Annotated in this window: 26 protein-coding genes; 11 read left to right on the forward strand and 15 right to left on the reverse strand. The window is 71.7% G+C overall.

What is annotated here, in order from left to right:
* Nucleotides 1-2 precede the first annotated feature (2 nt).
* Nucleotides 3-857 (reverse strand): helix-turn-helix transcriptional regulator, encoded by an 855-nt coding sequence (locus ABZ806_RS04680; RefSeq protein ID WP_500215348.1) that lies wholly within the window; start codon nt 855-857, stop codon nt 3-5.
* A gap of 109 nt (nt 858-966) precedes the next feature.
* Between ABZ806_RS04680 and ABZ806_RS04685 the strand changes: the two genes are divergently transcribed.
* Together ABZ806_RS04685 and ABZ806_RS04690 are read left to right on the forward strand one after the other, a co-directional pair.
* A complete protein-coding gene (locus tag ABZ806_RS04685) occupies nt 967-1,743 on the forward strand; it encodes an alpha/beta fold hydrolase (RefSeq protein WP_500215349.1) in 777 nt (258 codons plus the stop codon).
* Nucleotides 1,744-1,901: 158 nt separating this feature from the next.
* The gene (locus tag ABZ806_RS04690) at nt 1,902-2,690 is read left to right on the forward strand and encodes an SDR family NAD(P)-dependent oxidoreductase (protein WP_500215350.1); all 789 of its coding nucleotides are present in this window, start codon (nt 1,902-1,904) and stop codon (nt 2,688-2,690) included.
* A 4-nt stretch (nt 2,691-2,694) separates the two neighbouring features.
* Here the strand turns inward: ABZ806_RS04690 and ABZ806_RS04695 are convergent, their stop codons facing one another.
* Nucleotides 2,695-3,099: a nuclear transport factor 2 family protein gene (locus ABZ806_RS04695; protein ID WP_500215351.1), complete on the reverse strand. Its 405-nt coding sequence runs from the start codon at nt 3,097-3,099 to the stop codon at nt 2,695-2,697.
* A gap of 87 nt (nt 3,100-3,186) precedes the next feature.
* On the opposite strand from ABZ806_RS04695, the gene ABZ806_RS04700 reads away from it, so the two are divergent.
* Nucleotides 3,187-3,642 carry a MarR family winged helix-turn-helix transcriptional regulator gene (locus ABZ806_RS04700; protein ID WP_500215353.1) on the forward strand — a complete coding sequence of 152 codons (456 nt, stop codon included), beginning with the start codon at nt 3,187-3,189 and terminating at the stop codon, nt 3,640-3,642.
* Between the two features lie 62 nt (nt 3,643-3,704).
* A complete protein-coding gene (locus tag ABZ806_RS04705; protein ID WP_500215354.1) occupies nt 3,705-4,235 on the forward strand; it encodes a GNAT family N-acetyltransferase in 531 nt (176 codons plus the stop codon).
* Nucleotides 4,236-4,259: 24 nt separating this feature from the next.
* Here ABZ806_RS04705 and ABZ806_RS04710 read toward each other — a convergent pair whose 3' ends face one another.
* Nucleotides 4,260-4,676, reverse strand: coding sequence for a nuclear transport factor 2 family protein (locus ABZ806_RS04710; protein WP_500215356.1), 417 nt, complete (start codon nt 4,674-4,676; stop codon nt 4,260-4,262).
* A gap of 147 nt (nt 4,677-4,823) precedes the next feature.
* Here ABZ806_RS04710 and ABZ806_RS04715 point away from each other — a divergent pair, with 147 nt between their 5' ends.
* Nucleotides 4,824-5,405, forward strand: coding sequence for a PadR family transcriptional regulator (locus ABZ806_RS04715; RefSeq protein ID WP_500215358.1), 582 nt, complete (start codon nt 4,824-4,826; stop codon nt 5,403-5,405).
* A gap of 152 nt (nt 5,406-5,557) precedes the next feature.
* Here the strand turns inward: ABZ806_RS04715 and ABZ806_RS04720 are convergent, their stop codons facing one another.
* The 3 genes from ABZ806_RS04720 to dnaB all read right to left on the reverse strand — a co-directional run bounded on the left by ABZ806_RS04720 (nt 5,558) and on the right by dnaB (nt 10,203).
* Nucleotides 5,558-6,544: a CU044_5270 family protein gene (locus tag ABZ806_RS04720; RefSeq protein WP_500215359.1), complete on the reverse strand. Its 987-nt coding sequence runs from the start codon at nt 6,542-6,544 to the stop codon at nt 5,558-5,560.
* Nucleotides 6,541-7,074 carry an RNA polymerase sigma factor gene (locus tag ABZ806_RS04725; RefSeq protein WP_500215361.1) on the reverse strand — a complete coding sequence of 178 codons (534 nt, stop codon included), beginning with the start codon at nt 7,072-7,074 and terminating at the stop codon, nt 6,541-6,543. The genes ABZ806_RS04720 and ABZ806_RS04725 overlap by 4 nt, the downstream gene beginning before the upstream one ends.
* Nucleotides 7,075-7,344: 270 nt before the next feature.
* Nucleotides 7,345-10,203: a replicative DNA helicase gene (dnaB, locus tag ABZ806_RS04730; protein ID WP_500215363.1), complete on the reverse strand. Its 2,859-nt coding sequence runs from the start codon at nt 10,201-10,203 to the stop codon at nt 7,345-7,347.
* A 337-nt stretch (nt 10,204-10,540) separates the two neighbouring features.
* Between dnaB and ABZ806_RS04735 the strand changes: the two genes are divergently transcribed.
* Complete coding sequence (locus ABZ806_RS04735) at nt 10,541-11,866, forward strand: MATE family efflux transporter (protein WP_500215364.1); 1,326 nt, start codon at nt 10,541-10,543, stop codon at nt 11,864-11,866.
* Between the two features lie 55 nt (nt 11,867-11,921).
* Nucleotides 11,922-12,110 carry a hypothetical protein gene (locus ABZ806_RS04740; protein ID WP_500215365.1) on the forward strand — a complete coding sequence of 63 codons (189 nt, stop codon included), beginning with the start codon at nt 11,922-11,924 and terminating at the stop codon, nt 12,108-12,110.
* Nucleotides 12,111-12,126: 16 nt separating this feature from the next.
* Here ABZ806_RS04740 and ABZ806_RS04745 read toward each other — a convergent pair whose 3' ends face one another.
* The 6 genes from ABZ806_RS04745 to ABZ806_RS04770 form a co-directional block, all read right to left on the reverse strand.
* Nucleotides 12,127-12,789 carry a peptidoglycan recognition protein family protein gene (locus ABZ806_RS04745; protein WP_500215510.1) on the reverse strand — a complete coding sequence of 221 codons (663 nt, stop codon included), beginning with the start codon at nt 12,787-12,789 and terminating at the stop codon, nt 12,127-12,129.
* 389 nt (nt 12,790-13,178) lie between these two features.
* The gene (gene rplI, locus ABZ806_RS04750) at nt 13,179-13,625 is read right to left on the reverse strand and encodes a 50S ribosomal protein L9 (protein WP_500215366.1); all 447 of its coding nucleotides are present in this window, start codon (nt 13,623-13,625) and stop codon (nt 13,179-13,181) included.
* An 18-nt stretch (nt 13,626-13,643) separates the two neighbouring features.
* Nucleotides 13,644-13,880 (reverse strand): 30S ribosomal protein S18, encoded by a 237-nt coding sequence (rpsR, locus tag ABZ806_RS04755; RefSeq protein WP_019631633.1) that lies wholly within the window; start codon nt 13,878-13,880, stop codon nt 13,644-13,646.
* Between the two features lie 83 nt (nt 13,881-13,963).
* Nucleotides 13,964-14,557: a single-stranded DNA-binding protein gene (locus ABZ806_RS04760; RefSeq protein WP_500215367.1), complete on the reverse strand. Its 594-nt coding sequence runs from the start codon at nt 14,555-14,557 to the stop codon at nt 13,964-13,966.
* A 37-nt stretch (nt 14,558-14,594) separates the two neighbouring features.
* Nucleotides 14,595-14,885, reverse strand: coding sequence for a 30S ribosomal protein S6 (rpsF, locus tag ABZ806_RS04765; RefSeq protein WP_067628213.1), 291 nt, complete (start codon nt 14,883-14,885; stop codon nt 14,595-14,597).
* Between the two features lie 234 nt (nt 14,886-15,119).
* The gene (locus tag ABZ806_RS04770; protein WP_500215369.1) at nt 15,120-15,290 is read right to left on the reverse strand and encodes a hypothetical protein; all 171 of its coding nucleotides are present in this window, start codon (nt 15,288-15,290) and stop codon (nt 15,120-15,122) included.
* Nucleotides 15,291-15,511: 221 nt separating this feature from the next.
* Here ABZ806_RS04770 and ABZ806_RS04775 point away from each other — a divergent pair, with 221 nt between their 5' ends.
* From ABZ806_RS04775 to ABZ806_RS04790, 4 genes are all read left to right on the forward strand, one after another.
* Nucleotides 15,512-15,817 (forward strand): hypothetical protein, encoded by a 306-nt coding sequence (locus tag ABZ806_RS04775; RefSeq protein ID WP_500215371.1) that lies wholly within the window; start codon nt 15,512-15,514, stop codon nt 15,815-15,817.
* A gap of 85 nt (nt 15,818-15,902) precedes the next feature.
* Nucleotides 15,903-16,670: a deoxyribonuclease IV gene (locus ABZ806_RS04780; protein WP_500215373.1), complete on the forward strand. Its 768-nt coding sequence runs from the start codon at nt 15,903-15,905 to the stop codon at nt 16,668-16,670.
* Nucleotides 16,671-16,847: 177 nt separating this feature from the next.
* On the forward strand, nt 16,848-17,228 hold the full coding sequence (locus ABZ806_RS04785) for a DUF4190 domain-containing protein (RefSeq protein WP_500215375.1): 381 nt from the start codon (nt 16,848-16,850) through the stop codon (nt 17,226-17,228).
* A gap of 139 nt (nt 17,229-17,367) precedes the next feature.
* On the forward strand, nt 17,368-18,309 hold the full coding sequence (locus ABZ806_RS04790) for a MerR family transcriptional regulator (protein ID WP_500215377.1): 942 nt from the start codon (nt 17,368-17,370) through the stop codon (nt 18,307-18,309).
* On the opposite strand, the gene ABZ806_RS04795 is transcribed toward ABZ806_RS04790, so the two are convergent.
* The 3 genes from ABZ806_RS04795 to ABZ806_RS04805 all read right to left on the reverse strand — a co-directional run bounded on the left by ABZ806_RS04795 (nt 18,306) and on the right by ABZ806_RS04805 (nt 25,417).
* Complete coding sequence (locus tag ABZ806_RS04795; protein WP_500215378.1) at nt 18,306-19,742, reverse strand: glycosyltransferase family 87 protein; 1,437 nt, start codon at nt 19,740-19,742, stop codon at nt 18,306-18,308. The two genes, ABZ806_RS04790 and ABZ806_RS04795, sit on opposite strands and share 4 nt — an antisense overlap.
* A gap of 122 nt (nt 19,743-19,864) precedes the next feature.
* Nucleotides 19,865-22,597, reverse strand: a complete 2,733-nt coding sequence (locus tag ABZ806_RS04800; RefSeq protein WP_500215379.1) for a transglycosylase domain-containing protein — start codon at nt 22,595-22,597, stop codon at nt 19,865-19,867.
* A 297-nt stretch (nt 22,598-22,894) separates the two neighbouring features.
* On the reverse strand, nt 22,895-25,417 hold the full coding sequence (locus ABZ806_RS04805) for a transglycosylase domain-containing protein (protein ID WP_500215381.1): 2,523 nt from the start codon (nt 25,415-25,417) through the stop codon (nt 22,895-22,897).
* Nucleotides 25,418-26,361: the final 944 nt, after the last annotated feature.

The raw sequence follows: 26,361 nt of genomic DNA on the forward strand, positions 1-26,361 counted from the left end.
GGTCAGGGATGGACGTGGCTGCGGTGCGCGGTTTCGGGGCCGACGACGCGCAGCAGTGCGAGGGCGTCGGACGCCGCGGTGCCGGGCGGCGGGGTGAAGACGACGAGGCGCTGGTCCTCGGCGGGCGTGAGCAGGACCTCCGCGTCGAACTCGATCGGCCCGACCTGCGGGTGCAGCACCCTCATCCGGCTGGTGCGGCGGACGGCGACCTCGTGCAGGTCCCAGAGCCGGGTGAACGCGTCGCTGGCCTCCCGCAGGCGCCGGACGAGCGCCCGCGCCGGTTCGTCGCCGCCGCGGCGCGCGACGGCGGCGCGCAGGTCGGCGACGTGCACGCGGCTGTAGTGCTCGTGCTCCTCCGGCGGGTACGCCTCGCGGACGAACGGGTCGGTGAACCAGCGCCAGATGATGTTGCGATCCGGCCCCTCGACGGTACAAACGCACCCGAAAAGGGATTCGGCCATGGCGTTCTGCGCGAGCAGGTCACCGAGGTCGCCGATGATGTGCGCGGGCGTCTCGTCCAGCCGGTCCAGCAGGTAGAGCAGGCCGGGCCGGACGTACTCGCCGGCGAAGGGACCGGCGGGCGGCCGGTGCCCGGCGAGGACGTACAGGTGGTCGCGCTCGTCCGCGGTCAGCCGCAGCGCGCGGGCGAGCGCGGTCAGCACCTGGGCGGACGGCTGCGGGCTCCGCGCCTGCTCGAGCCGCATGTAGTAGTCGGCGGACATGCCCGCGAGCTGCGACACCTCCTCGCGGCGCAGCCCCGGCGTCCGGCGCCGCGGGCCCGCCGCGAGACCCACCTCCTGCGGGCGCAGCCGCTCCCGCGAGCGGCGGAGGAAGTCGGCGAGATCGCGGCGGTTCATCTGCATGCCTCCATCTTCCGCGCTCGGGCCCCGGCCGAGACCCGGACCGCCTGTCCTAGCCACGGCGGTCCGCTCCTCATGCCGGCCGCCCGCTGGCAGCGTCGGTGACATGACGAACCTGACCGTTGGAAACACCCGGATCGGCTACCGGACGCAGGGCTCCGGGCCCGCACTCGTCCTCGTCCACGGCGTGGGCCCCGGCGCCGGCATGTGGGACGCGCTCGCCGACCGGTTCACCGACCGCAACACCGTGATCCTGCCGGACCTGGCCGGCTCCGACACCGCCGAGGACGACGGCTCGCCGCTGACCATCGAAGCCCTCGCCGCCCAGGTCATCGCCGTGATCGAGGACGCCGGCGGCGCGCCGGCGGACCTGGTCGGCTTCTCGATGGGCGCGCCGACGGCCGCCGCGGCCGCCGCGCTGCGTCCCGACCTCGTCCGGCGCCTGGTCCCGGTCGCGGGCCTCGCGCACAGCGGCGACGAGTACCTCCGGCAGCTGGTCGACGCGTGGCTCAGCCTCACCGCCAGCCCCGAGGGGTTCGGACGCCTCGGCACCCTCGCCGCCTACAGCCCGCCGTTCCTGGCCAGCGTGGGGCACGAGACGGTCGAGCAGCTCCACGGCTTCATGCGTCCGACCGGCGCCCGGCTGCGCCAGCTCGACCTCCTGCGGCGCCTCGACATCCGGGGGCTGCTCCCGAAGATCGAGGCGCCCACCCTGGTCATCGGCTGCGCGCAGGACCGGACGGTCCCCGTCGGCAACCACCGGGAGCTGGCCGCGGGCATCGCCGGCAGCGAGTACATCGAACTCGACAGCGGGCACGTCGTGCCGATGGAACGGCCGGACGAGTTCGTCAAACTCATCCGAGACTTCCTCGACCGCCCCTAACGCGGTGCCCCACATCGTTGATCTGCGGCGTGTTGTTGTTTTCGACGTGCTCATAACAACAACACGCCGCAGGTCAACGCAGCTGGTGCATCTTGGCGACTGGACGACGGGCCGGGCGGCGCTGTTATCCGGCGCTCGCGCCGAGCACGATGGAGGACATGCGTCCCATCGATCAGCAGACCATTCTCGTCACGGGCGCGACCGACGGCCTCGGTCGCGCCCTGGCCGCGCAACTGGCCGCCGAAGGCGCGACCGTCCTCGTCCACGGACGGGACGACCAGCGCGGCAAGGCGGCCCTCCGGGAGATCGGCGGCCGGTCGTCCTGGTACCGCGCCGACCTGTCGTCGCTGGCCGAGACCCGCGCGCTCGCCGAGGCCGTCCGCGCCGACCATCCGCGCCTGGACGTCCTGGTCAACAACGCGGGCATCGCCGGACCCGACTCGTGGCAGGCGAGCGCGGACGGCCACGAGCTGACGTTCGCCGTGAACTACCTGTCCGGATATCTGCTGACACGACTGCTGCTGCCGACCCTGATCTCCTCGGCCCCGGCCCGGATCGTCAACGTCAGCAGCCTCGGCCAGCAGGCGATCGACTTCGACGACGTGATGCTGAAGCGCCACTACCGCGGCTTCGGCGCGTACTGCCAGAGCAAGCTCGCGCAAGTACTGTTCACGATCGACCTCGCCGACGAGCTCGCGGGGACCGGCGTCACCGCGAACGCCCTGCACCCGGCCACTTTCATGCCGACCAAGATGGTCTCCGCGCCGGCCAGCACCCTCGAAGAGGGCGTCGAGGCCACGCACCGCCTCGTCACCGACCCGGCCTTGGACGACGTCTCCGGCCGCTTCTTCAACGGCCTCCAGGAGACCCGCGCGGACGCCCAGGCATACGACTCTGGAGCCCGAGGCCGCCTCCGCGCCCTCTCGGACGACCTCACGTCCCCCTGACACGTCACGCTGGAGTGGGTTGTGCTGTGGCGTGGGTCGCCTCCCAGATTGTGCGGGCTTGGATTCGGGTGAGGCGCCAGCCGTTCGGCGTCCGGGCGGCGTGCAGGTCGTAGCGTTCGCCCAGCATGCGTGGCCCCTGGTCGTGCGCGAAGACGACGAGCAGGTTCGCGCTGATCGCGGCCTTGTCGCCGTCCACGTCGATGAGCGGATTGGTGATGAAGTGCTGGGTCGGCACCGTGTGGTTGCGGCGCGCCTGCGCGGTGAGGGCGTCGACGCCCTTCGAGACACCGCCGGGGGTGTGCACCTCCGCGTCCTCGGCGAACAGGGCGCGTCCGTCGCCGAAGTTCTTGTCGTCCAGCCACCGCCCGAGGCGGCTGACGAGCGCGGACAGCTGCTGACGGTCGTCCATGACCACTCCTGTATTGGTCGGGCCAACATTGGCGCAACCAACAATACATATCGTTGGCCACGCCAACAAGCCCGTACACTGGGCGGCATGACGACGGCCGACGCCCGGACGCCCGCGCGCCTCCGGCATACCCCGAGCTGGCTGATCAGTCTCGTCTCGGCGCACAGCCATCGCCTGGTCGGCGCCGGCTTCGCCGCGGCGGGCGCCCGCGGGTACCACTACCGGCTGCTCGCCGCCCTCGACGAGTACGGCCCGTCCAGTCAGGCCGCACTCGGCCGCGCCACCGCGGTCGACCGCAGCGACGTCGTCGCCGCGCTGAACGAACTCGCCGCCCAGGGGTTCGTCGACCGCACCCCCGACCCGTCCGACCGGCGCCGCAACATCGTCACGCTCACCGCCGACGGCACCCGCCACCTCCTGGAGCTGGACGGGGTCCTGACCGGCATCCAGGAGGAGCTTCTCGCGCCGCTCTCCCCGGCCGAACGCGATCAGCTCACCGGCCTGCTGGCCCGGCTCGCCGACCACCACGCGAAGAGCCGGTAGATCGCTCGCGGCCGCGGCACGCCCGGCCGCGGGCTCGGCCCCCGCCCGAAAGGAACCCGCCTATGCCTCCCGCGATCCGGCTCGCAGAACTCCCGCCCGCCGCGATGACCGCACTACTGGACGCGGACCTGCCGCTCGCCAGTGCCGCGGCCGGGATCCCCCTCACCGGCTACTTCACGACCGACGAGGCGAAGTCGCTCTGGGCCTTCCGCCTCGCCCAGCTCGGCAGTGACCCGTCCCACGCCCCCTGGATCGTCCGGGCCGCCGTCGCGGAACCGGACGGGCAGGTCGTCGGCCACGCCGGCTTCCACGGAGCACCGGAGAACGGCACGGTCACGATCGCCTACTCCGTCGACCCGGCCCACCGCCGCAAGGGCTACGCCCGCGCGATGCTCGCCGCCCTCCTGGAACGCGCCGCCACCGAGCCCTCCGTCACGACCGTCCGCGCCACGATCAGCCCGGACAACAAGGCGTCCCTCGCCACGATCGCGGGCCAGGGCTTCACCTACATCGGCGAGCAATGGGACGAGGAGGACGGCCGCGAACTCATCTTCGACCGTCCCGCCCGCCGCTCCCACCTGCCCGCGACCTGACCGGAGCACCGGCCGGGGCAGGCCCTACTGCGGTTCTGCCGCGGCCGCCTGGGCGCCGGACGCCTCGCGCTCTATCTGATCGAACTGCGCGCCCATCGCCTCGGCGAGCGCCTTGGCGGCCGAGAGCGGGCGCACCATCACGGTGAGGTCGTCGATCAGGCCGTCCTCGTCCATGTGCAGGAAGTCGCAGCCCTGTACCTGGAGGCCGTTCACCGTCGCCTGGAACATGAGCGCGTAGTCGCGGCCGTCCGTGCCGGCGATCTCCCGCGTGTAGCGGATGTCCTGGAACACCCGCGCCGCGCCGCGCACGATCGCCGCGGTGATCGCCCTCCCCTCGTACGGCTTGAACACCACCGGGCTCGTGAACACGGCGTCCGCCGCGAACAGCGCCTCCAGGGCCGCGACGTCGCCGGTCTCCACCGCTCGGCGGAACGGATGCATGAGAGCCCCCCGATATGAAACTAGTTGACTAGGTGCGGATAACACTAGTCGCGGCCGCACCCGCCAGTCCAGCGCGGCGCGGCATGCGGATAGTCACGAAGTTGATTAATGGCCGAAGCACCCACCGCCGCCGCTACGCTCGTAGCCATGTCGCTGCGCAACGCGGTCCTCGCCACGCTCCTGGAGGGCGAGGCATCGGGATACGACCTGGCGAAGAGCTTCGACGCCGGGGTCGCCAACTTCTGGATGGCCACCCCGCAGCAGCTCTACCGGGAACTGGACAAGATGGCGGTCGAGGGCCTCATCCAGGCCCGCGTCGTCCAGCAGGAACGCCGTCCCAACAAGCGCCTGTACTCCCTGACCGTCTCCGGCCGCCGCGCCCTGCACGACTTCACCGCCACGCCGCCCCGCCCGGGGGCGATCCGCGAAGAGCTCATGGTCCAGGTGCAGGCGGTCGACGCCGGCGACGCCAGGGCGGTCATGAACGCGATCCGCGAGCGCATGACCTGGGCCGAGTCCAAGGTCGCCCGCTTCGAACGCCTCCGCGCCCGCCTCCTGGACGGCCGCACCGAGCAGGAGCACCTCGCCACCGCCGACCGCATCGGCCCCTACCTCACCCTGATGCGCGGCCTCGCCTTCGAACGCGAGAACCTCCGCTGGTGCGAACAGGCCCTGACGATCCTGACCAACCGCACCCCCACGTCCTGCCCGTCCGGCCTCGACACCTAGCCCGCAACCCCGCCCGCCCAGCCCCGCCGGCGCTGCACGGCCCGCCCGGCACGGCCCGCCCGGCCCGCCCAGCGCGGCCCCGCCCGCGCGGCACGGCCTGCGCGGCCTGCGCGGCGCGGCCCCGCCTGTGCGGCGGGGCCGCGGGCGCTCGTTCAGGGGCGCTGACCCGACTTCCCGACGACCCCGATCGCGACACGGACCATGAGGCGCTGCAGCGTCCCCGCCTTCACCGTGACCGTGGGATCGCCCTCCGACGCGAACGTGCGGGTCTTCACCGCGATCGCCCGCTCCCCGAGGTAGGCGAACGTCTTCGGATCGAGCAGCACCTCCTCGTGCAGCCACCCGTCCACCGTCAGGCCGAGGGCGATCGCCGGCCGGCCGGCGATGTCGACCTCGCCCTCCACCGGCGTCACACCGGGGACCAGCTTGATCGCCTGGAAGATCGCCGCCTCCGTCTCCGGGGAGTGGAGGCTGTCCCGCAGGATCGTGACCAGCGTCTCGTAGGCCATCTGGTCACCGCCCCCGCCCTTGGGCCCCCCGCGGACCTTCCGCAGCAGCGCCCCCGGATCACTGGGCAGCGGCTCGAACCTGGTCGCGACGGCGGAGGACACCCGCTCGTGTCCGGCCCTCGGCTTGCCATCCTCGTAGGCGGTGTACCGCTTGCCGTCGCCGCGCCGCCACACCTCCCAGGTCTCCGTCTTGTACGGGCCTCCGGTGACGAGCCCGGCGGGCTTCGCAGCCGACGTCAGCCGCATCTTCGTGTAGACCCACTGGCGCGGCTCCGCCGCGGCGGACGGCCTGGTCGCGGCGACCGCGGCGGCCCGGTCGAGGACGTGCGCGGCCTCGGCGGGAGTACCGAGCGCGATGTCCGCGGGCGGTGCCCCGGCCGGTCCGGCGTCGTCCGCCCCGCGCAGGGCGACGCCGGCCACGGCGACCGCCGCCAGCACCCCGACGGCGGCGAGCCGCACGCCCAGCCGGAAGCGCGCCGGCTTCACCGCCCTGGACGCGGGCCCGGTCCCGTCCCGGACGACGTCCTCCTTCAGGCTCTGCGCGGCCGGCCGTTCGGCGAACCCCGCCAGGGACTCGTCGCGGACGCGCGCCATCGACCGCACCAGCTCGTCGGTGGAATGGGGCTTCATGTCAGGGACCTCCGTTCGGTGATGGGACGCTGGGCGGCCGCGGGCCTGGCATCGGAGCGCAGCGCGCGGTCGAGGCGCTTGCGCGCCCGATGCAGCCGGACGCGCGCGGCACCCACCGAGCAGCCGAGTACCGCCGCGATGGCGGAATGGTCCAGCCCCTCCCACGCGACCAGCCCGAGCAGCTCGCGGTCGTCGTCGGACAGCCCGCGGAACGCCGCGGCGATCGCCGACGCCTCCACGGGGTCGGTCTCGACCGCCGCGATCTCGTCGCGCAGGCTCGTCGTGCGCTGCCGACGCCGCGCCTCGTCCCGACGGTGATTGGCCAGCACCCGGCGCGCGACGCCGTACAGCCACAGCCGCGCCCTCGCACCGGGCGGGATCTCGTCCAGCCGCCGCCACGCGATCGTGAACGTCTCGGCGACCACGTCGGCGGCATCGTCCGGGGACGCGCAGCGCCGCAGCACATACCCCAGGATCGGCTCGTAGGTCGCGGCATAGATCGCCTCGAACCCGGCCTCGCGATCATCCATCGAAGCCCCGATGGCAAGGTCTCTCATGACGCACGGGTCTCTCCTTCACTGCGGTGACACCCCGTACGTGTCGAGACCCCCACCATCGTTACCGGCAACCGTCCCACCGGGCGAAGGTTCTCAGCGTCGATGCCGGGAACGGGCCGCCGACGACGCAGTACCCCCGACTCCCGACTCCCGACTCCCGACGCGGACGGTGCGCCACGCCATCACCGCCCGGCCGCCGGGCATGCGGTGTTGGGGCAGGTGGGGACGTGCGCTCGGAGGCGGCTACTGGGCCATGTCGACGAAACGGCTGTAGTGGCCCTGGAACGCGACGGTGACGGTGGCGGTCGGGCCATTGCGGTGCTTGGCGACGATCAGATCGGCCTCACCGGCGCGCGGCGACTCCTTCTCATAGGCGTCCTCGCGATGCAGCAGAATCACCATGTCCGCATCCTGCTCGATAGATCCCGATTCGCGCAGATCGGACACCATGGGCTTTTTGTCTGTTCGCTGTTCCGGGCCTCGGTTGAGCTGGGAGAGCGCGATGACCGGGACGCCCAGTTCCTTGGCGAGGAGCTTCAGCGAGCGGGAGAACTCCGAGACCTCGACCTGGCGGCTCTCCACCCGTTTGCCGGACGTCATCAGCTGCAGGTAGTCGATGATGACGAGGCGCAGGTCGTGCTGCTGCTTGAGGCGCCGGCACTTCGCGCGGATCTCCATCATCGACATGTTGGGCGAGTCGTCGATGAACAGCGGCGCCTCGGCGACCTCGCTCATGCGGCGGGCGAGGCGCGTCCAGTCCTCGTCCTGCAGGGTGCCGGACCGCATCGCGTGCAGCGCCACCCGCGCCTCCGCGGACAGCAGCCGCATCGTGATCTCGTTGCGCCCCATCTCCAGGCTGAAGAACGCCGAGGTCAGGCCATGCTTGATGGACGCGGCGCGGGCGAAGTCGAGCGCGAGCGTCGAGTTGTGCGTCGGGACGCAGTGCCGCCCCGCCAGGTACATGTGGTCGTCGTTGTCGACCTGGACGCACCGCACCGGCACGCTCTCGACGGGCCGGACGTCGACGATGTGGCGGACGCCCGCCTTCGCGTGGACGCCCGCCTTCGCGTGGACGCCTGCCTTCGCGCGGGCGGCCGTGCGCTGCCGGGCCACTTTGCGCGGCAGCCGGAACACCCGCGCGGCGGTGGGAGTGAAGGTGATCTCGTGCACCGGCTCGTCCGCTAGGTCTCCGGCGGGGCCGGTCGCCAGCTCGGCGCGGTGGCCGAGGCCGAGGACGAGTTCGTGGACCCCTTCGGCGAGTCGCGCGGAGGAGAACAGCAGGTCGACGCTTCCGTCGGCGGAGACGTGCCCGCGGATGTCGAGCAGCCCGGCCAGCAGCGCCCGCCGCTGGGCCGTGGACGCCCGCAGGTATCCCGCCGGGACGTGCGCGCCGGACAGCAGACCGAGAGAGCCGAGGTGGCCGCCCACCCCAGGCAGGCGGTAGCAGCCGGGAATCGGCTCGGATTCGACCTGCTGGCCGGTCGCCTCGATCTGGGCGATGACCTCGCCGTCCAGGCAGGTGATCTGATCGGTGTCTGGTTCTCCCGCCCCGAGCCACACGCCGAGGACGTAGGGGGCGATGGGGAGGTCGGCCTCGGGGAGGTCGAAGGCGGCGGCGACCTCAACGGCGTGGAGAAGGTGTCCCTCATGCCGCAGCGCCGCGAAGATCTCCTCGGTCGTCCGGATCCCGGCGCGGTCGCCGGGCGCCGAGCGGCCGGCGTGCGGGGGGGCGGGCATGGTGCCGTCGCGGTCCCGGATCAGCCGACGATGCCCCTCGGACGACCTGGTCACGGACGTGCCGGTCGCGCTCTCCGCCTCCACGGCGAGGCAGGCGGATCGCCCGTGCCCGAGATCCGTCCCCGTCCCGGCCGCGCCGGTAGACCCTGGCGACCCGTGCGGGTGGTGCACCCTGCCGACAGGCGAACGGTGCCCGCTCGCCCTTCCGGCCTGGGCCTTGATCTCCTTGGTCGGCCAGCGGCCGACGCTCCTGGTGGTGCCGAGGAAATGGGTGAAGCCGGAGCCGTTCGCCCCCGGCTCGACAGCGGGCCCGGCTCGTCCGATGCCGTCGCCCCGCTGCCCGGAGACCGCCATGTGGAGGATCTCCTCGAAGTCCCCCGGCGTCCGGCCGGGGAGCGCGCCTTGGCGGATACGGCCGGAGCCGGCCGCGCCCTCGCCGGACCCGGACGCGGTCTCGTCCGCGCGCGGCGACGAGGCGGTGGTTGTGGTGCGCCACTGGTGTTCGGCGTCGGCGACGATGACCTCGCCGTCCGAGAACTCGACCTCGTAGCAGGGACGGCCGTGCATCACCTCGGTCGCGGCGACGACGCGGGTCGGCCTGCCGTCTGCGCCGAGCAGGTGGTCGCCCACCCGCACGTCGCCCATCGTCGTCCAACCTGTGGGGGTTGGCAGCGGTGTGCCCAATTCGAGCGCTTTGCCCATGGCGGGGCGGGCGGCGACGACGATCATCTGGCCGGGGTGCAGGCCGTTGGTGAGGGCGTCGAGGTCGGCGAAGCCGGTGGGGCAGCCGACCATCTGGCCGCCGCGGCTGCCGATGGCCTCGATCTCGTCCAGGGCGCCCGGCATGATCTCCGAGAGGGCGACGTAGTCCTCGCCGGCGCGCTTCTCGGCGATGGCGAAGACCTCGGCCTGGGCGCGGTCGAGGACGTCGTCGGCGTCGGCGCCGTCGGCGGCGTAGCCCATCTGGACGATGCGGGTGCCGGTCTCGACCAGCCGGCGCAGGATCGAGCGCTCGTGGACGATCTTCGCGTAGTACCCGGCGTTGGCCGCCGTGGGCACCAGGGAGATGAGGGTGTGCAGGTAGGGGGCGCCGCCGATGCGGGCGATCTCGCCGTTCTTGGTGAGCTCGCCGGCGACGGTGACGGCGTCGGCCGGGTCGCCGCGGCCGTACAGGTCGAGGACGACGTCGTAGATGATCTGGTGCGCCGGACGGTAGAAGTCGGGGGTGCGCAGGAGTTCGACGACCTCGGCGATGGCGTCCGGGGACAGCAGCATGCCGCCGAGCACGCCCTGCTCCGCCGAGATGTCGTGCGGCGGGGTGCGCTCGAACTCGTGCTCCTGCGATCCGATATCGGCCACGCTCACCGCCGCACCCCCTTCGTCTCAGCCGGGCGGCGGCCCCGTCCGCCCATCGCCGACCGTCCCTAACGTCTACCTGACGCGTCGGACATTCTCCCGACCCCGCGCCTCCCTGAGCAAAGCCGCCTGTGGACAACCCTGTGGACTCCCTGTGCAGACACGCCGCATTGGTTGTGCACGACCTGTGGACAACTCTGTGGATTCTCCGTGGACGACGCGCGCGACCGCGCACTGACCTGCGGTAACGTCATCCACCGGCTGTGCGGGAAAGAAAGTCGGCCGCGCTCGGCGATGTAAGGCTTGAAGTCATGAGGACAGTTACGCCGGTGATAGCCTCGACGCGGTGACGACATCCCGGCGGCTCGCGACCACGCACGACCGCGAGATCCTCCGCCTGGCCGTGCCGGCCTTCGGCGCACTGGTCGCCGAACCCCTGTTCCTGCTGTCCGACTCGGCCATCATCGGGCACCTCGGCACCGCCCAGCTGGGCGGGCTCGGCGTCGCGGGTCAGGCCCTCAACACCCTCGTCTACCTGTGCGTCTTCCTCGCCTACGGGACGACCGCCGGGGTCGCGCGGCAGGTCGGCGCCGGGAACATGCCGGCCGCGATCAGGCAGGGCATCGACGGGATGTGGCTCGCGATCGCCATCGGGGCGGCGCTGATCGCCGTCGGCCTGCCGCTCGTCCCCTGGATCGTGGACGCGTTCGGCGCGTCCCCCACCGTGACGCCCTACGCCGAGACCTACCTCCGGGTGAGCCTGTTCGGCATCCCGTCGATGCTGGTCGTGCTCGCCGGCACCGGCGTCCTGCGCGGCCTGCAGGACACCCGCACACCGCTCCTCGTCGCCGTCGGCGGGTTTTCGCTGAACCTGCTGCTCAACGTGGTGTTCGTGATCGTCCTGGAGTGGGGGATCGCCGGTTCCGCCTGGGGCACCGTGATCGCCCAGACCGGCAGCGCGGCCGTCTACGTGGCCGTCGTCCTGCGCGCGGCGCGCCGGTACGGCGCCCGGGTCCGTCCCGATCTGGACGGGCTGCGGACGTCGGCCAAGGCGGGCTTCGGCCTCCTCGTCCGGACGGCCGCACTGCGCGTCGTCCTCATCGTCGGAACGTCGATCGCCGCCCGGATGGGGGACGCGGAGATCGCCGCCTACCAGGTCGGCTTCCAGGTGTGGACGCTGCTGGCGTTCGCGCTCGACGCCATCGCGATCGCCGGGCAGGCCATCACCGGACGCCACTTGGGCGCGTCCGACATCACGGGCACGCGCGCAGTCACGCGCCGGATGGTGTGGTGGGGCGTCGGCTGCGGCATCGTGTTCGGGCTGGGCATCCTCGCCGTGCGCCCCTGGCTGCCGGGCCTGTTCACCGCGGACGGCGACGTCCGGCACCTGCTGCTCGCCTCGCTGCTCCTCGTCGCGGTGCTGCAACCCGTCGCGGGCGTGGTGTTCGTCCTGGACGGCATCCTGATCGGCGCCGGGGACGGCGCCTACCTCGCTGTGACGACGCTGGTCGCGACCGTCGTCTTCCTGCCCGCCGCGATCGTCCTGTACCGGGCGGACGCGGGCATCGTCGGCCTCTGGTCGGCGATCGGCCTGTGGATGCTGACCCGCGGGATCACCCTCGGCCTGCGCGCCCGCGGCGACCGCTGGCTGGTCACCGGCGCCGTCCGCTGACCCGATTCGGCGAAACCGCACCCGCACCGGCCGCCCCACCCGCTACTATTCGAACATGTGTTCCACACACGGCGAGCGGATGGCCCGGCTGACGCAGGCGATCGACGACCTGGCGGCCGAGGGCCTGGCCGGACTGCCTCCGGAGACCCTCGTGGAACGGGTGACGGGCATCTGGTCGCTGGTCGAGGGCATCGACCCCGAGATCGCCCGCCGCCGGACCCGCTACACGACCCCGGACACCTGATCCGGTCGAGCCCGGGTCAGGTCAGGCCGTCCAGGGCCGGGAACAGCGACAGGCCAGGGTCCGTGGTCGTGCTGTTCGAACTCGGGGCGCCCTCCAGGCGCGCGGCGACCGCCCGGCGCAGTTCCGGCAGCCGGGCGTACAGCTTGTCCCCCGGACACGACGTCTTGTTGTAGTCGCGGTGCCCGACGATGGCCTCGGACGGATCGAGGCCGTACTCCCGGCACAGCCACACGCACACTTCCAGCAGCGACTTCCACAGGCTGCCGGGCACCGCCCGCGACGTGTACGTCCCCTCGTTCTCGATGCCGATCGTGTGGTCGTTGTTGTGCAGTACCTGCGCGCCGACCACGAGGTCACCGGCCCGGATCGACTTCAGGCTGCGGTTGCGCCCCTCCATCACGATGCCACCGCGGCTGATGGTGAGCTGCTGGCCGGTGTCGTCCCAGCCGTTCTTGTTCATGTGGATGTTCTGGATGCCCCGCGACAGGGCGAAGGCGTGGGACAGGGACCGGTCGCTGGAGTTCGCCGTGGCCGTGTGGTGGACGATGATGTGGTCCGGTGCCCGGTCGAGGACCTTGGCGGGCCGCCTGGGCGGCCGCGCCTTCCACTGCGCACGCGTGTAGACGTGCGGGGCCTCCGCCGTGAACAGGGCGCGGCCCGCGGCCGACTCGTCGGCCATGGCCTCATCCCGCAGCGGCGCCGCCATGGACAGCATCTCCAGCAGGCCGGCCCCGGCCACGCCGCCGATGATCGCCCGGCGGGTCACCGGCCGGCCGGCCTGCCCCCCGTCGTCCGCGCCGTCCCCCGAATGCGCGATCAACACCGTCCCCCCTCGTTCCGGCGATCACTGATCACGGAACGTAATGGCCGCTCTGCCGATCCCCCAAACACAGGGCGGTTCAGGGACGTTTCACATGAAACCCAGCGCGCCGCCCCCGTTTTTGGACGCCCGCCACCCCGCCCTTGTGCAAGTCATTACAGGGATCCGCCACCACCCGGCCCGGTCGGTGGACGCAGAACGGCCCCCGCCCTGGTGGGGACGGGGGCCGTTCGGTGCGGTGCGGAGGGTCAGGCCTCGACGACGTCGACGTCGATCGTGGCGTTGACGTCGCTGTGCAGGCGGACGCTGACCCGGTGGGTGCCGACCGTCTTGATCGGGTTGCCGATCTCGATGCGGCGGCGGTCCAGGTCGGGACCGTCGGCGGCCTTGACCGCCTCGGCGATGTCGGCGGCGGTCACGGCGCCGAACAGGCGGCCGTTGCTGCCGGTCCGGGTGCGCAGCGTGACGCGCAGCCCGCCGAGCCGGTCGGCGACCTCCTTGGCGTGCTCGACGGTCGCGATCTCGCGGGCCGAACGCGCCTTCTTGATGGAGTCGATCTGCTTCTCGGCGCCCCGGGTCCACTGGATCGCGAACCCGCGGGGGACGAGGTAGTTGCGGCCGTAGCCGTCGCGGACCTCGATGACGTCACCGGGCTCGCCGAGCCCGGAGACCTGCTGGGTCAGGATGAGCTTCATGATCTATAACCCCCGGACTCAGCGCGCCGTGCTGGTGTACGGCAGCAGCGCCATCTCGCGGGCGTTCTTGATCGCCGTGGCGACGTCCCGCTGGTGCTGGGTGCAGTTGCCGGTCACCCGCCGGGCACGGATCTTGCCGCGGTCGGAGATGAACTTCCGCAGCAGGCCCGTGTCCTTGTAGTCGACGTAGGAGATCTTCTCCTGGCAGAAAACGCAAACCTTCTTCTTCGGCTTGCGGGGAGGTGGCTTCGCCATCGTGGTGCTCCTTTGGGAGAGCCCCGCTCACGCGGGAATGGACGTGTACTGGATGTTGCCGTGGTCGCGCCGGAGCGGCGGGACTAGAACGGCGGGTCGTCGGAGTAGCCGCCGCCACCGCCGGCACCGCCGCCGGTGGCCCACGGGTCGGCGGGGGCGCCGCCGCCCTGCTGGCCGCCGCCTCCGAAGCCGCCGCCGCCCTGCTGGCCGCCGCCGCCTCCGAAGCCGCCGTCCTGGCCGCCGCCACCGAAACCGCCGCCGCCCTGGCCGCCGCCACCGCCGCCGCCGAAGCCGCCACCGCCGCCGCCCTGCCGCTGGGTCTTGTTGACCTTGGCGGTGGCGTTGCGCAGCGACGGGCCGACCTCGTCGACCTCGATCTCGAAGACGGTGCGCTTCTCACCCTCGCGGGTCTCGTACGACCGCTGCTTGAGGCGTCCCTGGACGATGACCCGCATGCCGCGCTGCAGCGTCTCGGCCACGTTCTCGGCGGCCTGCCGCCAGACGTTGCAGGTCAGGAACAGCGCCTCGCCGTCCTTCCAGTCGTTCGACTGGCGGTCGAAGAACCGCGGGGTCGAGGCGATGCGGAAGGAGGCGACCGCCTGGCCGCTCGGGGTGAAGCGCAGATTCGGGTCCTCGACGAGGTTCCCGACGATCGTGATTACGGTGTCGCCTGCCATGGGGCTTGCTCCGGCTGCTTGGAGGGCTGAGCCCGGCTCAGTGGACCTCGGGGCGGATGACCTTGGTACGCAGGATCGACTCGCTCAGGTTGAGCTGCCGGTCGAGCTCCTTGACCGTGGCAGGCTCGGCCGACAGGTCGATCACCGCGTAGATGCCTTCGGACTTCTTCTGGATCTCGTACGCCAGGCGCTTGCGGCCCCAGACGTCGACCTTCTCCACGGTGCCGCCGCCGTCCCGGACGACCTTCAGGAACGGGTCGAGCGCCGTGTTGGCGGTGCGCTCGTCGATGGCGGGGTCGAGAATGGTCATGAGTTCGTAACGACGCATGCTGTGTCCCTACCTCCTCTGGACTCAGGCGGTCACGGTCTCTCCGTGACAGGAGGGCTGTTGCGTCCCTCGCGGCGGCGCCGGACCCCGGATCGCCGGGGGCACCTGCCACGAGACCGGTACAGGCTACCAACAGTCGGCAGCGTACGGGCCGGTTCGCGGCGCAGAGCGCCGGCGGCGCCGTCTCCACCGGACGCCGCCGCGGACGGCGAACGCCTCCGCGGACGGCGGACGTCAGTGGCGTGCCCGCGCACGGGCGGCCGTCTTGGTACAGCGGCGGCGTTCCAGCTCCGCCATGATGTCGGCCATGCGGGCGCGCATTCGGGCGGTCTGGGTCGTCAGCACGGACAGCTCCTCCACGAGCTCCGCGTCCCCGATGAGCCCCAACTCCGCTTTCGTCACCACGGTGTGCACCTCCTGCTCTCCCCCGCTTCCCCTCGGGGGGCCGGACCGAGCCGGTGTTCTCGAATCCATGTTCGACAGTACCGGGTGCCGCCGACATTTTCCGCCCGCCCACGCTGGTTGATCTACGCCCGGGAAGGGAATCCCTTTACCGGCATGGTCCGTCCGGTCCCGCGTTCACCATGCGCCCCAGGCGCGGGAGCCATGACCTGAGGAGGTTCCCGATGCCGCAGCAGGCAACCGGCGCGAGGCGGGCGCCCGCCCGCACCGAGACCCGGCAGGAGTCCCATCGGCTGCAGGACGTGCTGGCGGTGGCCGCCGTCACCATCGGGATCGCCGCCCTCATCCTGGGCTGGATCCCCGCGACCCACTTCCCCGGCGCCGTGCTCGGCGTGATCGGGCTGCCCCTCGCGCTGTACTCGCAGATGATCTCCGCGACGACCAACGAGCGCTGGCTGAACGTGATCGGGATGGTCGCCTCCTTCATCGGCGCCGGCTTCGCGCTCAGCAACGGAGGCTTCTCGATCTGACCCGCCCCCCCGCCCCGGGCGGCCGGACGCGCGCGGGCGGCGACGGGCGTGCCGGGTGTCGCAGCGCGCGGATAGGCTCGTGGGCATGCGCATCGGAGCCCACGTCGACCAGCAGAATCCGCTCGACAACGCCCGCGCCGTCGGGGCGGACGTCGTCCAGTTCTTCCTGGGCGACCCGCAGGGCTGGAAGAAGCCCGTCCTGCCGGAGGGCGTCGAGGCGCTGGCGGGTTCCGGGGTGGACGTCTTCGTCCACGCGCCGTACACGATCAACGTGGCGACGTCCAACAACCGGATCCGCATCCCGAGCCGCAAGAACCTCGCCCAGCAGCTGGAGGCGGCCGCGTCCATCGGGGCCACGGCGCTGATCGTCCACGGCGGGCACGTGCTGAAGGACGACGACCCCGAGGCGGGCTTCGAGAACTGGCGCAAGGTGTTCGAGCGGATCGAGTGCCCGATTCCGGTCTACATCGAGAACACCGCGGGCGGCGGGAACGCCATGGCCCGCACGTTCGACCGGATCGCGCGGTTGTGGGAGGTGCTGTCCGGCGTCCCGGGGCTGGAGTCCAAGCTCGGTTTCTGCCTCGACACCTGCCACGCGCACGCGGCGGGTGAGGAACTCGTCGACGCCGTCGACCGGATCAAGGCCATAACCGGCCGCATCGACCTGGTGCACTGCAACGACAGCCGCGACGCGTTCGGGTCGGGAGCCGACCGGCACGCCAACCTGGGCAACGGGAAGATCGACCCGGAGCTGATCCTGGGCGTCGTCCGGGCCGCGGGCGCCCCCGTGGTGGTGGAGACGCCAGCGGCGGGGCAGGCCGACGACATCTCGTGGTTGCGTTCGAAGCTCTGAGCGGGGAAAGTCGGGGGCGTCACTGGAACCCGCAGCGTGTGCGCGACATCTAAGCCGTATACGACCAGCCTGACGACAAAATCAGAAGGTCACGTCACACTGGCATAATCCGGAACCCAGCCCCCAGCGCACGCGCGTTCTCTCCAGCGGCGGGCGCGCGAACCGATCGGGATGCACATGGCACAGCCCCCTTACGACCCCTACGGCTACGGCCAGCAGGACCCCTACGCCCAGTCGTACTCGCAGCAGCCCCCGGCCGTGCAGCACCACTACTACGGGGGGTCGGTGCCGGTCGCGCCGCCGACGAACGGCATGGCGACCGCGTCGCTCGTGTGCGGGCTCATCGGTTTCTTCGCCTGCGGCGTCACGTCCATCCTGGCGATCATCTTCGGGCACGTCTCGCTGAGCCAGATCAAGCGGACCGGCGAGGGCGGCCACGGCATGGCCGTCACCGGCCTGATCCTCGGCTACCTGGTCAGCGCGGGGTGGCTGATCTTCTGGGTCCTCTACATCCTCGGCATCGCGATGTTCGCCGCGAGCAGCGGCACCACCTACTGACCGCTCGGACGAGCCGGGCGACGCCCGCCACCTCCACCTCCACCCCGACGCCGGCCATCGGCACCGTCATGGGGGTGGGGGTGCGCCGCTGTTCTTCGCGCTTGAGTCTCCAGTGGGTGGAGGACGCAAGGTGAGGGGCATGGACGGCGACACCTTGTTCACGATCGGGGAGCTGGCACGGCGCACCGGGCTTCCGGTGCGGACGATCCGGTTCTACTCCGACGAGGGTGTCGTGCCGCCCACCTGCCGTACCGAAGCCGGTTACCGGCTGTACGACGCGGACGCCGCCGCACGCCTCGATCTCGTGCGGACACTGCGCGACCTCGGCGTCGACCTCGGCACGATCCAGCGGGTGCTGGACCGCGAGATCGCTGTCGGGGACGTCGCGGCGGCGCACGCGGAGGCGCTGGACGCGCAGATCCGGACGCTCCGGCTGCGCCGGGCCGTGCTGCGGGCGGTGGCCGAACGCGGATCCGACCCCGAGGAGATCGAACTCATGCACAAGCTCGCCCGGCTGTCCGACGAGGAGCGCCGGCGGATCATCACCGACTTCATCGACGCGTCGTTCGCCGGACTCGACGTGAACCCCGACTTCGAGGCGAAGATGCGGTCCGCGCTGCCGGACCTGCCCGACGACCCCGAACCCGAGCAGGTCGACGCCTGGGTCGAACTGGCCGAACTGGTCGGCGACCCGGACTTCCGGGCGGCGGTGCGGCGGATGGCCGAGTACCAGGCCGCCGACATCGGGAAGGGCTCCTATCCGGAGGACCCGGCGCACCTCGGCAGGCTGACGGGGGAGAAGGTCGCGGCGGCGATCGCGGACGGGATCGAGCCCGGTTCGGACGCGGCCCGTCCCATCGTCGACGAGCTGGTCGCCGCCTACGCGGACGCCTTCGGCGCCACCGACGGCGCCGAGTTCCGGCGCGAGCTGCGGAGGCGGACGGAGATCGGCACCGACCGGCGCGCCGAGCGGTACTGGCAGCTGATCGCCATCATCAACGGCTGGCCCGTCTGGCCTGCGATGACCCCGTCGTTCGAATGGTTCGCCGAGGCCCTGCGCGACCAGGGCGGCGTCGGCTAGGACGTCGCTGGGACGCCGGCGTGGCGCGCGCCGCGCCAGCGTCCCAGCGAGATCACGTCGGCGGCGCCGTCGAGGAGGCCGCCCGCCGGGTCGTCCTCGCCGTCCGACCGGACGGTGTCCGCGGACGGTCGCAGGATGTCCCGCACCACCAGCGCCGCGAGCAGCAGAACGGTCACGAACCGGGCGAGCAGGGCCAGCGAGTAGACGTCCTGGCTGATGCCGCCCTCCGGCGCGTCGAAGCTCAGCACCGCCGACATGGTGCCGGACAGGTCCTGCCCCGGGGTCTGGCCGGACACCGACAGCAGGAACCACCAGATCCCGAAGAAGTACACGACCTCCCCGACCTGCCACGCGACGAACGCCGGCAGCTTCGGGCGGGCCATCGCCGCGAGCGGCAGCAGCCACAGCACGTACTGCGGCGACCAGACCTTGTTCGGCAGCATGAACGCGACCAGCACCAGGAACATCAGCTGCGCGAGGCGCGGGCGGCGCGGCGCGGCGAGCGCGAGGACGGCGATGCCGGCGGCGAGGACGAGGAACGTCCCGGTGCCGAGCATGTTGAGCAGACCGGTGTCGGCGGCGGGCTTCTCCAGCCCGTGGTCCTGCAGGACGAAGAAGATGGAGCCCCAGTCGATGCCGCGCTCCTGACTGAACGAGTAGAACTCCTTCCAGCCGTCCCACGCGAAGACCATCACGGGCAGGTTGACGGCCAGCCAGGCCCCGGCCGTCCCGGCGAACAGCCGTCCCATCGCGCGCCACTGCCCGGCGCGGACGCACAGCAGCACCAGCGGGCCGAGGAACAGCAGCGGGTAGAACTTCGCGGCGATCGCCAGCCCGAGCAGCGCGCCCGCGAGCGCCGGGCGGCGCGCCGCCCACGCGGCGACCGCCAGCGCGGACAGCGCGACCGCGAGCAGGTCCCAGTTGATGTAGGCGGTGAGCAGCAGCGCGGGGGACAGCGCCACCATCAGCCCGACGCGCAGCGAGCGCCGTCCCGCCGCGTACGCCGTGGCGAGGACGGCCACGATGGCGAGGACGGCGAGGATCAGCGCGGTGACGTTGTAGAACGCCATCCCGCGCGCGTCCACCCCGAACGGCTGGACGAGCCACGCGACCAGCTGCATGAAACCGCCGCTGAGCACCGGGTACTCGACATAGTGGATGTCGGACCCGGGGAGCGCGTCGAAGTAGGGGATCTTGCCGTCGCTCAGCCCGCGCACGTAGTAGAGAGGGTAGATGTCGGTGTAGCAGGCGTTCGCCGTCGTCTTGAGGAAGTCGAACCGCACCGACGCGCACGGTTGCTTCTGCAGCCAGCCGAGCAGGCACACGAGGGCGGTGAGCCCCGTCAGCACCGGGGCGAGCCGCATCAGCCGGCCGGGACGATCCGCCGTGTCGCTGCCGGCGGACATCGCGACCCTCTCAGAAGACGACGACATGGACAGCAAGACTATTCGTCCCGCGGCACTCCGCGATCACCGGGCGCCGCGCCTCCCGCTCGGCACGGGAACGGCCCGGAGCCGCCATGGGCTCCGGGCCGCCGCTCACGATGCCGGTTCCGCTAGCCGCCCTGGACTCCGTTCGGATCCGGTTCCTCCCGGCAGGCGGGGTCGTTGCGGTGCTCGGGCTTCGCGCACCACCGGCTCTTGTCCCCTTCCGGCGGGAGGTTGGGGTCGCAGCCGATCGGCATGTTGAAATCGTTGCAGGGCTGGCCCGCCCCCGTCGTCGGCGTCGGCGAGGTCGGCGTCGTCGGCGTCGTCGGGGTACAGCCCGGCTGCTGCGGGTTCTGCTGCCCCGGACGGCAGCTCGGCGTCGCCGTCGTGCTCGGCGTGGTCGACGGGCTCGGCTCCGGCTTCGCCTTGGCCCACGGGGCGAGCTGCCCGCCGTTGACCGGCGGCGGGAACTGGCTGATCTCCTTGCCGTCCAGCGCCTTCGTCATGAAGCGCTTGAACATCTCGGCCGGGACCGTACCACCGTAGACCTGGTTGTATCCGCCGACGCCGATCAGCGACTTGCGCTTGCCGTTCTTGTCCTCCCGCCACATCGCCGACGCCGTCGACAGCTCCGGCGTGTAGCCGACGAACCAGGCCGACTTGTTCTCGTCCGTGGTACCGGTCTTGCCGGCGACCGGACGGGAACCGAGGCTCGCGCCCTTACCGGTACCGGACGTGACGACCGCCCGCATCGCGGAGGTGGCGTCCGCCGCCACCCCTTCGGAGAAGGCCGTGGTCGGCTTCTGCCAGGGCAGCTTCTCCAGCGACTTGTGCTCGTTGTTCATGATCGCGTTGCCCCGGGCGTCCGTGATCTTAGCGATCACGTGCGCCTGCCGGTGCTTGCCGCCGGCCGCGAACGTCGAGTAGACCGACGCCATCGTGACCGGGCTCGCGTCGATGACACCCAGCGGCAGCGAGGTATAGGTCGGGTTGAGGTTCTCGGTCTCCTTCGGGATGCCCATCTTCTTGGCCATGTCGATGACGTTGGTCAGCTGGACCTTCTGCCCCAGCTCGACGTACGCCGTGTTGATGGACATCGCCGTCATCTGCTTCAGGTTGTAGACGCCGTTCTCACTCCGGCTGTCGTTGGTGAACGTCGCGCCGTTGATCGTCCGCTTGTAGCCGCCGTCCATCGTCGTCTTCAGGCTGATGCCCTGGTCGAGCGCGGTGGCCAGCACGATCGGCTTGAACGACGAACCGGGCTGCACGTTGCCCTGGAAGGAGTTGTCGAACTGCTGCTTGCGGTAGTCGGCCCCGCCGTAGGCGGCCAGCACACCGCCCGTCTTGTTGTCGATGGTCGCGAGCCCGAACTTGATGTCGGACTTGAGGCCCTTCTCCTTGCGCATCTGCTTGACGAGCTTGTTGATGTAGTCCTGCAGGCCCTTGTCGAAGGTCGTCGTGATCTTCAGCCCGCTGCTCTCCATCTGCGCCTCGTCGATACCGAGGCTCTTCAGCTCCCGGAGCACGCGGTCCTGGAGGTAGCCGGTGTTCGGGTCGTCGGGGGCGTCGCTCCAGTTCTTCTGCGTCTGCGGGAACTTCGCCCCCGCGCGCTTGGTCTGGTCGAGCCAGCCCTTCTCGACCATGCCGTCCAGGACGTAGTTCCAGCGGTTAATCAGCGCCTGCTTGGCCGGGTTGGACGACGGGCCGTAGGTGGCGAAGTAGTTCGGCCGCTGGATCATCGCGGCGAGCATCGCCGCCTGCGACTCGTTGATCTCGGTGACGGGCTTGTGGAAGTACGCGCGGGACGCCGCCTGGACGCCGTAGGACCGCCGCCCGAACGGGACGGTGTTGAGGTACAGCTCAAGGATCTTCTTCTTGTCCATCTCCTTGCCCATCCGGACGGAGATGAGGATTTCCTTGAACTTCCGGCTGACCGTGCGGTCCTGGCTGAGGTTGGCCCAGTAGTTGCGGGCCAGCTGCTGGGTGATCGTCGAGGCGCCCGCCACCTCGCCGCCCGTCGCGGCGCGGAAGATCGCGCCGGCGATGCCGGTCGGCGAGATGCCCGGCTCGGTCCAGAAGTTGCGGTCCTCCGCGGCGAGCACCGCGTTCTGGACGAACTGCGGGACGTCCTTGAGCGCGATGTCCTCGCGGTGGGTGCCGATCCGGGCGAGCGTCGACCCGTCCGAATAGGTGATCACCGACTCCTGGCGGAGGGCGTCCTGCTGCTTCTTCGTCGGCAGCGGGGTATTGGCGTAGGCGACGACGACGAGCACGGATATGCCGAGGATCAGCACGCTGACGGCCGCGACCGTGATCTTCCAGGACGGGACGTACCGCCGCCAGCCGGTCTTCTTGTCCGGGTCGTCGGGACGCTTCTCGCGGCGGCCGCGTCCTTCGGTGCCGCCCCAGAAGTCGTCCCCGCCACCGCCGCCGGGACCGCCTGGGCCGCGACCACCGGGACCGCGTCCACCGGGGCCACCCGGGCCTCCGGGCGGGCCGCCGGGACCTCCCGGGCCTCCGGGCCCGCCTGGCCCGCCTGGCCCACCCGGACGCCCGGGGCCGCCCGGACGTCCGCCGGAACCGCCCTGGCCGTGCTGCGGCGGGGGCCCGCCGGGGCCCGACCGGGAGGTCGCCGGGGTGCCGCGGCGGCGTCCGCCGCCACCGCCCCCGCCCATCCGCGCGGGCCCGCCGCCCCGTCCGCCGGCCCTGCCGCCGGGACGCGGCGTCCGGCCGGGCGTCGGCGAGCCGGACGGCCCGCCGCGCTGCCCGCCGGACGGCATGCCCGCGGAGCCGGGGCGGGGGGAGCCCCGGCGGCCAGCACTCTCTCCGTGGTCCGGTCCGAACCGGCTTGGGTTGCTCACGCGGCCTCATCAACTGGGGGACGGCTATGCGTCGTCCGAGCGTACTGCGCTCCCGTGACGGGGGAGGCCGATGAGGCAAGGCTGCCCTTCCTCCGGCCGGACGGGATCACGCGAACGGTGCCGCTGGCATGCGGATACTCGCGGACATGCTTCATGTCACACCCCCAGGTTCCATGGACGGTTCGGATGGCGGGATGGCGGGATGGCGGCAGCCCGCCGGTTCGGGCCGCGGGGTTCGGGCTGCTGGTCCGGGCCGCCGGCTGGTCGCGCCGGCCGTTCCGGCGATGGTCCCGGCGGTCATCCCGGGGGCCTCGACAACGGGAGCAGCGGCGTCAGATGCTGCGCCTCGGGCTCGAAGCCCCGGCCCCCGCGGCGGCCGCGGCAGGCCTGGTCCCCGCGGTGCATCTGGCACCACCAGCTGGGCGGCGGGTTGCTCGGCGGCTTGTTCGGGTCGCAGTTGCCGTTGGAGAACGGCCCCTGGCACGGCGGGAGGTTGCCGGTGTCACCGCCGTCGCCCTGGCAGCGGGGGTCGTGCTGGCCGATCGGGTTGTTGCACCACGGCGGCCTGCGGTCGTCCTTCTTCTTCTCCGGCGGCTTCGCCCACTTCTGCACGATCCCGCCCCACGCCGGCGGCGGGAACGCCTTGGCGTCGATGCCCTTCAGCGCGTTCGACATGTAGGACCGCCAGATGCGGGCGGGGATCGTACCGCCCTCGACCTGGCCGATCCCCGGCAGGATGACCGACTTCTTCTTCCCGTCCGGGCCGACCGAGTCGTTGTAGATCGTCACCGCGGTCGAGACCTGCGGGACGTACCCGACGAACCACGACGAGACGTTCCGGTCGGTGGTACCGGTCTTGCCGGCCGCCTGGCGTCCGTCCGGCAGCGCCGCCGCCGTCGCGGTACCGGCCTTGATGACCTGCTGCATCGCGTACGTGGCGTCCGCCGCGACCTTCGGGCTGAAGACGCGGCGCGTCTTGACCTTCGGCTTCAGCCGGACCCTCTTGTTGTCGCTGTACCTGACCACGCGGATCACGTGCGGCTCGTGGTACACGCCGCCGCTCGCGAACACCGAGTAGCCCGCCGCCTGCTCGATCGGGCGGATGTTGTTGACGCCGAGCGCGAGGTTCAGGCAGCACTTGTGCGGTTCGAGCAGGTCGGGCGCGATACCGGCGTCCGTCTCGGTCTTGATCACTTCCTCGATGCCGACCTTGCCCATCAGCTGGATGAACGCGGTGTTCACCGAGTCCTGCGTCGCCGTGATCAGGTTGATCGCCGGGCCGACGTCATGGCTGTTCGGGACGATCGTGGCGTTCGGATCGTCCTTGGACACCACGCTGCCGTCCGGGCCGATCGGCGTCTTCGACCGCCCCTCGACCATGCTCTTCAGGCTGTAGTTCTGCTTCAGCGCCGTCGCCAGCACGTACGGCTTCATCGCCGACCCGGCCTGCGCCGAGCCCTGCCACACGTTGTTGAACGACTGGTCCAGGTAGTCCGGCCCGCCGTAGAACGCCACGACCTCGCCGTTCGCCGAGTTCACCGACACCAGCCCGACGCGGATCTTCTTCTTCGCGAGCTTCTTCGGGTTCACCTGCGGGACGGTCTTCTCGGCGGCCCGCTTGGCCATCGCCATCCGCCTGCGGTCGAACGTCGTGTAGACGCGCAGGCCCTCGGTCGTCAGCTCCTTGCGGTCGATGTCCTGCCGGCGCAGCTCCTCCATGGCGCGCGTCAGCATGTAGCCGCGCTGGCCGCCGTACAGCTGCTTGTCGCTGCCCGGCTTGCTGATCTTGGGCAGCCGCTGCAGGTACTTGTCGGCGTCGGCCTGGCTCAGCTTGCCCATGGAGACCATGCCGCGGAGCGTGTACTGGTAGCGCGCGGTCACCCACGCCTTGTTCTTCGCGTCGCCCGCGTCCCGGTTCGGGTTCTGGATGATGCCGCCGAGGACGGCCGCCTGGTCGGGCTTCAGCTCCCAGACGTCCTTGCCGAAGTACTCCCGCGACGCCGCCTGGATCCCGTAGGTGTCGCGGCCGAGGTAGATCGTGTTCAGGTAGAGCTTGAGGATCTCGTCCTTGCTGTACTTGTCCTCCAGCTTCACCGAGATGAACAGCTCCTTGAACTTCCGGTCCACCGTCCGGTTGGTCGGGTCGGAGTAGTAGTTCTTCGCGAGCTGCTGCGTGATCGTGGAACCGCCGCCGGACCCGCCGGTCAGGTTGTCCCACACGGCGCGCGTCGTGCCCTTGATCGAGAAGCCCGGGTCGGTGCGGAAGCTGCGGTTCTCCGCCGCGAGGACCGCGTCCTGGACGAACGGCGGGACCTGCTTCAGCTCGACGCTCTGCCGCTTCTTGCCGATCCGCCCGATCTCGGTGCCGTCGGTGTAGTAGAAGATCGACGCCTGGTCCTCGACGCCCGCGACCGTCGGCTCCGCCGGGGTCGGCGTGTTGGTGTAGGCGACCCAGATCAGCGTGACGAACGCGGCGATGCCGAGCCCGGAGACACCGGCCACGACCTTCCAGGACGGGATGAACCGCCGCCAGCCCGTCTCCCTGGACCGCAGATGCCCGAGCATCCCCTTCTTCTGCGGCGGCACCGGCGCCCCGCGCCGCCCGGGACCACCCGGCCCGCCGGGACCACCAGGTCCCCCGGGGCCGCCGGGCCCACCGGGACCGCCCGGCCCGCCGGGTCCCGCGGGCCCGCCCGGCCCGCCGGTCCGGTTCGCCACCCGCACGCCCTTGTTCTGGAACTTCGCGGTCACCTTCGACCCGAGCTCCTGCCCGGCCTTCCCGAGCTCGCTCAGCTTCGCCCGCACACCCGGCTTGGGCACCGCCCCGGGCACTCCGGCAGCGCCGAACCCGGCAGCTCCGGCCATCCCCGGCCCGGCCATCCCGGGTCCTGCCATCCCAGGACCGGGCATGCCCATCCCGCCCACTCCAGGCGCACCGCCCATACCGGGCCCACCAGGAGCCCCGGGCCCGTTCAACGCCCGAGGCCCACTGGGCCCACCGGGCCCACCGGGCATCCCACCCATCCCCGCTACATTCGGCCCACCGGGCCCACCGGGACCGCCCGGACCACCTGGCCTACCAGGACCACCTGGACCACCTGGACCAGCAGGACCACCTGGACCGAAGCCGCCGCCACCGGGGCCACCAGGTCCACCGGGGCCACCAGGCGCATTCCGTCCACTCGGCACCATCGCCCCACCGGGCCCGGACGCTCCACCGGGAACGCCATGCCCGCCCGACGCCGGCCCGCCGTGCGGAGCCGCCTGCCTGCCAGTCCCAGCAGGACCACCGAGCGCGCCCTGCCCACCGCGCGCACCAGGCGCGGCCTGACCACCGGAACCGAGAGGCCCACCAGGCGCGCCCCCGCCGTACGGGGCCTGTCCGCCAGGTGCGGACGGGCCGCCGGGCGGAGTCTGTCCGCCCGGGTTCCAGGGGCCGGAGGCGCTCGGCGCGGGTGCTCCGGGCGTGAACTGTCCGCCGCCGGGCGGGAGGGGGGCACCCGGCGCCGGGTTACCGGACGCGCCCGTCGGGGTCGACCAACTGGAACCGCCGGGACCGCTCCACGCGCTGGACCCGTCCGGGGCCGGGGGCCGCCCGGCGCTGTGGCGGCCGGGGGAGGCGGGGGCCGACGGGATCGCGGGAGTCGGTGCGGTCGGTGCGGCGCCGCCCGGAGGGGCGGCCGGGCCGCCCGGGACCGCGCGGCCCCCTGGGAAACCGGTGTCCGGTGTCTCCGGGGCGCCAGAGTTCTGTGACTCGGCGGGCA

The organism is Spirillospora sp. NPDC047418, assembly GCF_040643275.1.
In the GTDB taxonomy this organism is placed as follows: Bacteria; Actinomycetota; Actinomycetes; order Streptosporangiales; family Streptosporangiaceae; genus Spirillospora.